This window comes from Pseudonocardia zijingensis (assembly GCF_042657305.1).
Classification (GTDB): Bacteria; Actinomycetota; Actinomycetes; order Mycobacteriales; family Pseudonocardiaceae; genus Pseudonocardia; species Pseudonocardia zijingensis.
Genome location: NZ_JBHSKO010000038.1, coordinates 46,635 through 55,168, shown reverse-complemented (window position 1 = coordinate 55,168; position 8,534 = coordinate 46,635). Strand labels below are relative to the sequence as shown.

The 8,534-nt window shown below is 75.1% G+C and carries 9 protein-coding genes; 7 read left to right on the top strand and 2 right to left on the bottom strand.

Features of this window, described 5'->3' with window-relative positions:
- Window positions 1-120: 120 nt before the first annotated feature.
- Window positions 121-1,227 (bottom strand): LLM class flavin-dependent oxidoreductase, encoded by a 1,107-nt coding sequence (locus tag ACFPL3_RS39470; RefSeq protein ID WP_343947152.1) that lies wholly within the window; start codon window positions 1,225-1,227, stop codon window positions 121-123.
- Window positions 1,228-1,491: 264 nt separating this feature from the next.
- Between ACFPL3_RS39470 and ACFPL3_RS39465 the strand changes: the two genes are divergently transcribed.
- From ACFPL3_RS39465 to ACFPL3_RS39440, 6 genes are read left to right on the top strand one after another with little or no spacing between them, the layout of a single operon-like run.
- Window positions 1,492-3,387, top strand: coding sequence for an FAD/NAD(P)-binding protein (locus tag ACFPL3_RS39465; RefSeq protein WP_343947151.1), 1,896 nt, complete (start codon window positions 1,492-1,494; stop codon window positions 3,385-3,387).
- 55 nt (window positions 3,388-3,442) lie between these two features.
- Window positions 3,443-4,531, top strand: a complete 1,089-nt coding sequence (locus tag ACFPL3_RS39460; RefSeq protein WP_343947150.1) for a glycoside hydrolase family 172 protein — start codon at window positions 3,443-3,445, stop codon at window positions 4,529-4,531.
- A gap of 39 nt (window positions 4,532-4,570) precedes the next feature.
- Window positions 4,571-5,038 carry an NUDIX hydrolase gene (locus ACFPL3_RS39455; RefSeq protein ID WP_343947149.1) on the top strand — a complete coding sequence of 156 codons (468 nt, stop codon included), beginning with the start codon at window positions 4,571-4,573 and terminating at the stop codon, window positions 5,036-5,038.
- Window positions 5,039-5,048: 10 nt separating this feature from the next.
- The gene (locus tag ACFPL3_RS39450; protein WP_379590773.1) at window positions 5,049-5,945 is read left to right on the top strand and encodes a hypothetical protein; all 897 of its coding nucleotides are present in this window, start codon (window positions 5,049-5,051) and stop codon (window positions 5,943-5,945) included.
- 7 nt (window positions 5,946-5,952) lie between these two features.
- Window positions 5,953-6,561 carry a sulfite oxidase-like oxidoreductase gene (locus ACFPL3_RS39445; RefSeq protein WP_343943503.1) on the top strand — a complete coding sequence of 203 codons (609 nt, stop codon included), beginning with the start codon at window positions 5,953-5,955 and terminating at the stop codon, window positions 6,559-6,561.
- 13 nt (window positions 6,562-6,574) lie between these two features.
- Window positions 6,575-7,300: a ferredoxin reductase gene (locus tag ACFPL3_RS39440; RefSeq protein ID WP_343943504.1), complete on the top strand. Its 726-nt coding sequence runs from the start codon at window positions 6,575-6,577 to the stop codon at window positions 7,298-7,300.
- 7 nt (window positions 7,301-7,307) lie between these two features.
- On the opposite strand, the gene ACFPL3_RS39435 is transcribed toward ACFPL3_RS39440, so the two are convergent.
- Window positions 7,308-7,589 carry a DUF4326 domain-containing protein gene (locus tag ACFPL3_RS39435; protein ID WP_343943505.1) on the bottom strand — a complete coding sequence of 94 codons (282 nt, stop codon included), beginning with the start codon at window positions 7,587-7,589 and terminating at the stop codon, window positions 7,308-7,310.
- Between the two features lie 118 nt (window positions 7,590-7,707).
- On the opposite strand from ACFPL3_RS39435, the gene ACFPL3_RS39430 reads away from it, so the two are divergent.
- Window positions 7,708-8,448: a GntR family transcriptional regulator gene (locus ACFPL3_RS39430; protein WP_343943506.1), complete on the top strand. Its 741-nt coding sequence runs from the start codon at window positions 7,708-7,710 to the stop codon at window positions 8,446-8,448.
- Window positions 8,449-8,534: the final 86 nt, after the last annotated feature.

Here is an 8,534-nt window from a genome sequence, read left to right as displayed (position 1 = left end):
ACCCCGCCCACGTCAACGACCACCACAAACACGATCAACCACGGCGGCACACGCCACCGCGGTGACCCCCCACGCCCTCACCACACCAAGACTGGACTTGACCTCGTCCTCATAGGCTGCTCAGGCGGGTACCACCGCTCGCTGCGCGTCGCGCCTGGCCACCTCGGCGCGCACGAGCGGGATCACCTCGCGGCCGAACTCCCGCGCGTCGTCCAGCAGGTCGTAGCCGCGGGCCGACAGGATCCGCACGCCGAGGTCGTAGTAGTCCATCAGCGCGGCGGCGACGGTCTCCGGGGTGCCCACCAGCGCCGTGGAGTTGCCTGCTCCGCCGGTGGCCTGCGCCGTGACCGTCCACAGCGCCCGGTCGTGGCGCTCCCCCTGCTGGGCCACGGCCAGCAGGCGCTGCGACCCGGCGTTCTCCGGGTCGGTGAGCTTGTGGCGGCGGGTGAGCTGGGCGCCGCCCTTCGTCCGGTCCTGGATCGCCGCCACGGTGGCGTAGGCCTTCTCCCAGGCCTCCTCCTCCGTGCGGCCCAGGATCGGCCGGAACGCCACCTGGAACGTGGGCGCCGGGCGGCCCGCCGCCGCGGCCAGCTCGGTGATCGTGCGGATCTGCTCCGCCGTGCCCGCGAGCGGCTCGCCCCACAGCGCGTAGATGTCGGCCTCCTCCGCGCCCACCCGGTACGCGGCGGCCGACGACCCGCCGAAGGAGATCCGCGGGCGCGGCTTCTGCACGGGCTCGACGTCGAGCACGAAGTCGGTGAAGTCGTAGTGCTCGCCGTGGAAGTCGAACGGCTCGCGCGCCGTCCAGGCCTTCTTGAAGATCTGGATGGCCTCGCGGGTGCGGTCGTAGCGGCGGTCCTTGGGCAGCGTGTCGCCCTCGCGCTGCTGCTCGTGGTCGTTGCCGCCGGTGATGACGTGCACGGTGGTGCGGCCGCCGCTGATCGCGTCCAGCGTGGCGATGGTCTTCGCCGCGAACGTGGGGTAGGAGACGTTGGGCCGGTGCGCCACGAGCACCTGCAGCCGCTCGGTGCGGCAGGCGATCAGCGCTGCCGCCTGGGCCGGGTCGGAGCTGCCGCTGCCGTACGCGGTGAGCACCCGGTCCCAACCGGTCTCCTCGTGGGCGCGGGCCAGCGCCACGGTGTACTCCGGGTCGAACGCCGGGCCCGATCGCGGGTGCGTCTCGGTGCCGTCGTTGGTGGCTCCCATGCCGAGGAACTCCACGGGCATGTCGTGCTCCTGTCGTCCGGTGGTGGGGTGGCGGGTTCAGGAACCCGGACACGCCGCCGACCACACCCGACCGAGGTCGACGTGGCGGCGGATCACCAGCGGGACGCGGATGGCCACGCCTCCACCACAACACCCGGGGCTGCCGTCGTCAACGCTCGAGCGCGCTGGCCGATGCCGCGGGACCGACATACGCTCGGGGAGCCGGCGGCGCCGCCCGCCGTCCGCGCGATCGGGCGCGGCCGCCCATCGCCCGGAGGAAACCCTGTGAGCAGAGCGATCGCGATCGTCGGTGCGGGTCCGCGCGGCGTCGGGGTCCTCGAGCGGCTCGCGGCCAGCGCGCCCGAGATCGGGCCCGACGGGCTCACCGTGCACCTGATCGACCCCTATCCACCTGGTTCGGGCCGGATCTGGCGCCACGCGCAGTCGCCGCTGCTGGCCATGAACTCGATGGCCGCCGACGTCACGATGTTCACCGACGACTCGGTGGTGTGCGACGGGCCGGTCCGGCCGGGCCCCTCGTTCTGGGAGTGGGCGCAGGAGCTGCGCGCGAACGGCGATCCGGACGCGCTCGGGCCGGAGCTCGCCGCCGAGCTGCGCGCGGTCACCGCGGAGACCTTCCCGAGCCGCAGGCTGCAGAGCGCCTACCTGTCGTGGGTGCTGCGCGAGGTCGTGACCCGGCTGCCGGCGGGCATGCGGGTGCAGCTGCACCGCACCCGCGCCGTGGACCTCGCCGACGACGGCGACGTGCAGGTCGTGCGCCTGGAGAAGGGCGGCGCGCTGCGCGTCGACGCCGTCGTGCTCGCCTCCGGCCACCTCGACGCCACCCCCACCGACGACGAGCGCGGGCTCGCCGAGCGCGCCGCGGCCGACGGGCTCACCTACCTGCCGCCGGAGCAGACCACCGACTCGGACCTGTCGGTGGTGCCCGCGGGCGCCACCGTGCTCGTGCGCGGCCTGGGCCTGGCGTTCATCGACCTCGTCGTGCTGCTGTTCGAGGGGCGCGGCGGCCGGTTCGAGCCCGACGGCGACGACCTGCGGTACGTGCCCTCGGGGGCCGAACCGCGGCTGGTGGCCGGGTCGCCGCGGGGGATGCCCTACCACGCCAAGCCGCACTACCGGCTGCGGGCGGGCCGCCCGCCGCTGCCGCGGTTCTTCGGGCCGCCCGCCGTCGACCCGCTGATCGCCTCCGGCGGGCCGGTCGAGCTTGGTGCCCAGGCCTGGCCGCTGATGGCCAAGGAGATCGCCTGGGGCTGGTACCACGAGCTGTTCCTCGGCCACCCCGGCCGCGTCCGCCTGGACTGGCCGCGGTTCGCCGAGCGCTTCGCCGAGCTCGGCTGGGACTCCACCGCGATGCACGACCTCCTGGCCGCCGCGGTGCCCGACCCGGTGGACCGCATCGACCTGACCGCACTCGACCGGCCCCTCGACGGCGTGCGCGCGCCCGACCTCGCGGCGCTGCAGCCGCTCGTGCGCGAGCGGATCGCCGAGGACCTGCGCCAGCACGTGGACCCGGCGCACACCCCCCATCTCGGGGCGTTCGTCGCGATGCTGTCGGTCTACGGCGAGGTCACCCGCCTCGCCGGGTCCGGGGTGCTCTCGGCGCGGTCGCGGGCGGCGGATCTGCGCTGGTGGCAGAGCTTCTTCAACGCCGCGGCCAGCGGCCCGCCCGGCTTCCGGGTGCGCGAGCTGCTCGCCCTCTCGCGCGCCGGGTACGTCGCGTTCCTCGGCGAAGGCATGTGGGTCGACGTCGCCGACGGCGCGTTCCGGGCCGGGAGCGCGAGCGTGGTGGACGCCCCACCGGTCACCGCGCACGTGCTCGTCGATGCCCGGCTCCCGGACCCGAGCGCGGCCCGTACCACCGACCCGCTGCTCGCGTCGCTGCTCGCGCGCGGTGCCGTGAGCGAGGAGGTGCTGCGCGAGCCCGACGGCACCGTGCTGCGCAACACCGGCCTGATCCGCGTGCGGCCCGCCGACGGGGCGCTCGTCGACGCCACGGGGGCCGTGCACCCGCGGCGGTTCGCGGTGGGCCCGCACACGTCGGTCAAGGTCGCGGGCGCGTTCACCCGGCCGGGTATGAACGCGCAGAGCCTGCGCTACAACGACGCCGTCGCCCGCGCCGTGCTGCACAGCCTCCCCGGCGCCCGGGCGGCCGCCGCCTGATCATCGGCTACGGTGGCCCGTGGAATCGATTTCACCGCTCCGTGCCGGAGGGACAATGGCGAACCCCGAGACACCCCTGCCCAGTGCCGCGCTGCTCAGCACCGCTCTGATCAGCACCGCGGCGACGCGGTCGATCAGCCCGGAGAACCCCACCGGCGCGCCCGGGGCGGGAGGCGGGGCCACCGAGGGCACGGGCGCCACCGCCGCACGCGACCTCGGCCGCGGGTGGAAGGTGTCCCCCTCGATCGAGGTCCCGGCCGGCACCACCGCCCGGCTCGCCGAGATCGACGGCCCCGGGGTCGTGCAGCACATCTGGATCACCACGCACCCGTCGCACTGGCGCAGCCTGCTGCTGCGCATGCACTGGGACGGCGACGACGAGCCCGCCGTCGAGGTGCCGCTCGGCGACTTCTTCGGGCAGGGGTGGGGCGAGTTCGCCCAGCTGTCGTCCCAGGTCGTGGCGGTGAACCCACACGGAGGGTTCAACTGCTACTGGCAGATGCCCTTCCGCTCCGGCGCACGGATCACGCTGGAGAACACCGGCGCCGAGCAGGCAATCGTCTACTTCCAGATCACCTACGCGCTCGCCCCCGTGCCCGAGGAGGCCGGATACCTGCACGCCCAGTGGCGCCGCGACAACCCGCTCACCAAGGGCGAGACCCACACCCTGCTCGACGGCGTCACCGGCCGCGGCCACTACGTCGGCACCTACCTCGCCTGGGCCACGAACTCGACCGGCTGGTGGGGCGAGGGCGAGGTCAAGTTCTACCTCGACGACGACGACGAGCTGCCCACCATCTGCGGCACCGGCACCGAGGACTACTTCGGCGGCGCGTGGAACTTCGACGTCCCCGGCAGCGGCTACACCTCCTACACCACGCCCTACCTGGGCCTGCACCAGATCCTGCGGCCCGACGGCTGCTACCGCAGCCAGCAGCGCTTCGGCATGTACCGCTGGCACCTGCCCGACCCCATCCGCTTCGAGCGCGCCCTGCGGGTGGACGTCCAGGCACTCGGGTGGCGCTCGGGGCACCGCTACCTGCAGCTGCAGGACGACATCGCCTCCGTGGCCTGGTTCTACCTCGACCGCACCTCCACCCGCCGACCGCCGGTCCCGGACGCCGACGACCTCGAGGTCTGCTGACCCGACCGTGGGCCGCGGCGCTCTGCCACACTTCCCCGCGTGGCAGCGACGCGGAGCGCGGGAGTGGTGCTGCACCGGCCGGGGCCCGGGGGCACCGAGGTGCTGCTCGGGCACATGGGCGGTCCGTTCTGGGCGCGCAAGGACGACGGCGCGTGGTCGATCCCGAAGGGCGAGCACGGGCCCGACGAGGACCCGCGCGACGCCGCGGCCCGCGAGTTCGCCGAGGAGCTCGGCGCACCTTTGCCGGACGGCCCGCTCGTGCCGCTCGGGGAGGTGAAGCTGTCGGGCGGCAAGCGGATCACCGCGTTCGCCCTCGCCGCCGACTTCGACGCCGACCACATCGTGCCGGGCACGTTCACGATGGAGTGGCCGCCGCGGTCGGGGCGCATCCAGGAGTTCCCGGAGATCGACCGCGCCGCGTGGTTCGGGCTCGAGGACGCCAAGCGGAAGATCACGAAAGGGCAGGTCCCGCTGCTGGAGCGGTTGCCCGCCCTGATCGCCGGGTAGCGGAGGACACATGCGAACCCTGCTCTCCGGAGTCCTGCGCGGCGGCGCCGCCGGCGCCGCGGGCGCGGGCGCCCACCTCGCCACCGGCTACCTCGACGGCTCCGCGGGGACGCGGGCTCGCGGGCGCTCCGAGCTGCTCGCGGCCACCGCAGCCGGGCTGGGCGTCGGCGCGCTCGGCGGGGTGCTGCGGGCCGCAGGCGTGCGCCCGCCCGCTGCGGTGAGCGGCCCGCTGCTCGGCCTGGCCGCCTTCGCGGCGAGCGCGGGCCCGGCGGCCGTGCTGCGGGCGCTCGACCCGCGCGGCGCCGGCCGCGACCGGCTCGCCGCGCTCGTGCCGCCCCTCGTCTACGGGTTCACGACGCACTCCACCCTCGTGTCGGTGTCCCGGATGGCGGAGGGCCGCGAACCGGTGCCGCAGGCGAGCCCCGCGGCGCTGCTGCGGGCCGCCGCACTCGGCGCGGCCAGCGGGTCGCGCAGCGCCACCGGGGTCGCCGCCGTGGCGCTCACCTCCCGGCCCGATGACGCGGGGCCGGTGGCCTCCCGGCTCGGCGGCCGCACCGCCACCACGCTGTCGAGCCTGGCCGCGGCGGGCGAACTGGTGGCCGACCAGCTCCCGGACGTGCCGAGCCGCCTCGCGCCGCTCGGGCTGATCCCCCGGGCGGCCGCGGGCGCCACCTCGGCGGCGGCGATCGCCCGGCGCGACGGCCACGACCCGACGCTTCCCGGGCTGCTCGGCGCGGGCGCCGCGATCGGCACCGCCGTGCTGGGCGTGCGGCTGCGGGCGCTGGCGCAGCGGCGGCTCGGGTCCGACCGGCCGGGCGCGGTGGCCGAGGACGTCCTCGCCGCGCTGCTGGGCTGGCTCGGCGCCCGGCGGAGCGGATCCGGAATGAACCCGTGGCAGAAGGGTTGAGCAGAGCATGGCCGGTATCACCCGAGGTTTCGTCGGCAAGCGGCGCGAACGCGACCCGCGCCTGCCTCCCGGGCAGTACGACGCGCGCGACGAGTGGCCCGTGCTGCACGCCGAGGCCACGCCGGACATCCCCGCCGAGCGCTGGACGTTCACCATCGAGGGTCTCGCCGAGAACACCGTCACCTGGACCTGGGACGAGATCCACGCGCTCCCCCGCTCCCGCTACGAGGGCGACATCCACTGCGTCACCACGTGGTCCAAGCTCGGCATGACCTTCGACGGCGTCTCGGTCGACACGCTGCTGGACGCCGCGAAGCCCCTGCCCGCCGCCACGCACGTCATGGCCGTCTCGCACACGGGCTACACCACCAACCTGCCGCTCGCCGACATCACCGGCGGCAAGGCGTGGGTGGTCTGGGAGGCCGACGGCAAGCCGCTCAGCACGATCCACGGCGGCCCGGCCCGGCTGCTGGTGCCGCACCTGTACTTCTGGAAGAGCGCGAAGTGGGTGTCGGGGCTGCGCCTGATGGACCACGACGAGCCCGGCTTCTGGGAACGCAACGGCTACCACGACCGCGGCGACCCCTGGGCCGAGCAGCGCTACCAGGGCGACTGACGGCGGGCGCCCCATGACGCTCACCCCGGGCGGCACCACCCACCGCCGCACCCTGCGCTGGCAGAGCGCCAAGGTCCTCTCCGTGCGCGACGAGACTCCGCGCGCCCGCACCTTCCGGCTCGCCCTGCCCGAGCCGCGCCCGCACCTGCCGGGGCAGTACTACGTCGTGCGGCTCACCGCGCCCGACGGCTACACCGCCTCGCGCGACTACTCCGTGGCGTCGGCCCCCGACGACACCGGGGAGATCGAGCTCACCGTCGAGCGGCTCGACGACGGCGAGGTCTCGGAGTTCCTCCACGAGGTCGTCGTGCCCGGTGACGAGCTGGAGGTGCGCGGCCCGATCGGCTACTTCGGCTGGGACGCGAGCGGGCCCGCCCTGCTCGTGGGCGGCGGGTCGGGGGTGGTGCCGCTGATGGCGATGCTGCGCCACGCCCGCAGGATCGGCCGCCCGGACCTCGTGCGGATGGTCGTGTCCGTCCGCTCGCCCGAGGACCTCTACTACGCCGACGAGCTGCCCGGCCCCGAGACCAGGGTGATCTACACCCGGCAGGCCCCGCCCGAAGCCGGGCGCGCCGCGGGCCGCATCGCGCTCACCGACGTGGCCCCGCTGGTGCAGGGCGGGGAGACCGCCTACGTCTGCGGCTCCTCCGGCTTCGCCGACGCCGCCACGGCCGTGCTCGTCGAGGCGGGCGTGCCGGTGGAGAACATCCGCGTGGAGCGGTTCGGCCCGTCGGCGTGAGGGCCGGCTACCCGCCCGCCACCTCGAGGAGCACGTCGGCGTGGCAGGGCTCGCCGGGCGGGCACCAGCAGCCCAGCGGGCGCCCCGCGAGCTCCGCGCGGGCAGCCTCGACCACCTCGGGGTGGCGGCGCAGCCACGACCGGTAGGCCGTCACCACGCGGGCCCGCCCGCCCCCGGAGCGCCGGTGGTCGAACGGGTTGCCCCAGCGCGAAGGGCGGCCGACGTAGACGGTGCCGGGCGGCTTGTGCCACCCGGGCCTGCGTGCCTGCCAGTGCACCCGCCCGGTCATCGTCCACGCTCCCCTCGCCGATCCCGATCCCGATTCCGGTGCCGACGCCGGTGGCGGCGGAGCCGACGCGATCGTTAGGTTGTCAGGACCAATGGCGCCGCACGGACAGGAGGTCGCGATGCCGGACCGCCCGCAGGTCCTGGTGGACCGCGCCAGCCCGGTGCCGCTGTACTTCCAGGTGGCGCGGCAGCTGGAAGAGGCGATCGAGTCCGGAAGCCTGCCACCCGGTTCCCGCCTGGACAACGAGATCGCGCTCGCCGAGGAGCTCGGGCTGTCACGCCCCACCATGCGGCAGGCCATCCAGTACCTCGTGGACAAGGGGCTGCTGGTGCGCAAGCGCGGCGTCGGCACCCACGTCGCCCGGGCCCGGGTCCGCCGCCCCGTCGGCCTCACGAGCCTGTTCGACGACCTCAGCAGCGCGGGCCGCCGCCCCACCACCACCGTGCTCTCCCACACCGTGGAGGCCGCCACCGGGGTGGTGGCCGCGGCGCTCGAGGTGCCGGAGGGTACCTCCGTGATCGCGCTGGAACGGTTGCGCCGCACGGCGGGGGAACCCCTCGCGATCCTGCGCAACCACCTGCGCGCCGACCTCGTGCCGTTCGAGCCGGAGGTCCTGGAACGGCGCGGGCTCTACGAGCTGCTGCGCGAGGCCGGGGTCGCGCTCGCCTCCGCGCGGCAGAGCATCGGTGCCCGCCGGGCCACGGCCGCCGAGGCCGAACTGCTCGACGAGCCGCGCGGCGCCCCGCTGCTCACCATGCGCCGCACGGCCTTCGACGACCGCGGGATGGTCGTCGAGTTCGGCGATCACCTCTACCGGGCGTCGCGGTACTCGTTCGAGGTGGACCTCACGGGGCGCTGACGGCCGCGCCGCCGGGTCGGGCGACGCCGGCGAGCACGGTCCGTCGCGACGTCACCCGATCTCGTCCCTGGAGGGACCCCTTCGGG

What these genes read in the sequence shown, in the direction of transcription:
- ACFPL3_RS39460 (WP_343947150.1), top strand. Translation starts at nt 3,443, where the DNA reads ATGGCGAACCCCGAGACACCCCTGCCCAGTGCCGCGCTGCTCAGCACC.
- ACFPL3_RS39435 (WP_343943505.1), bottom strand. Translation starts at nt 7,589, where the DNA reads ATGACCGGGCGGGTGCACTGGCAGGCACGCAGGCCCGGGTGGCACAAG.
- ACFPL3_RS39445 (WP_343943503.1), top strand. Translation starts at nt 5,953, where the DNA reads ATGGCCGGTATCACCCGAGGTTTCGTCGGCAAGCGGCGCGAACGCGAC.
- ACFPL3_RS39470 (WP_343947152.1), bottom strand. Translation starts at nt 1,227, where the DNA reads ATGCCCGTGGAGTTCCTCGGCATGGGAGCCACCAACGACGGCACCGAG.
- ACFPL3_RS39440 (WP_343943504.1), top strand. Translation starts at nt 6,575, where the DNA reads ATGACGCTCACCCCGGGCGGCACCACCCACCGCCGCACCCTGCGCTGG.
- ACFPL3_RS39430 (WP_343943506.1), top strand. Translation starts at nt 7,708, where the DNA reads ATGCCGGACCGCCCGCAGGTCCTGGTGGACCGCGCCAGCCCGGTGCCG.
- ACFPL3_RS39450 (WP_379590773.1), top strand. Translation starts at nt 5,049, where the DNA reads ATGCGAACCCTGCTCTCCGGAGTCCTGCGCGGCGGCGCCGCCGGCGCC.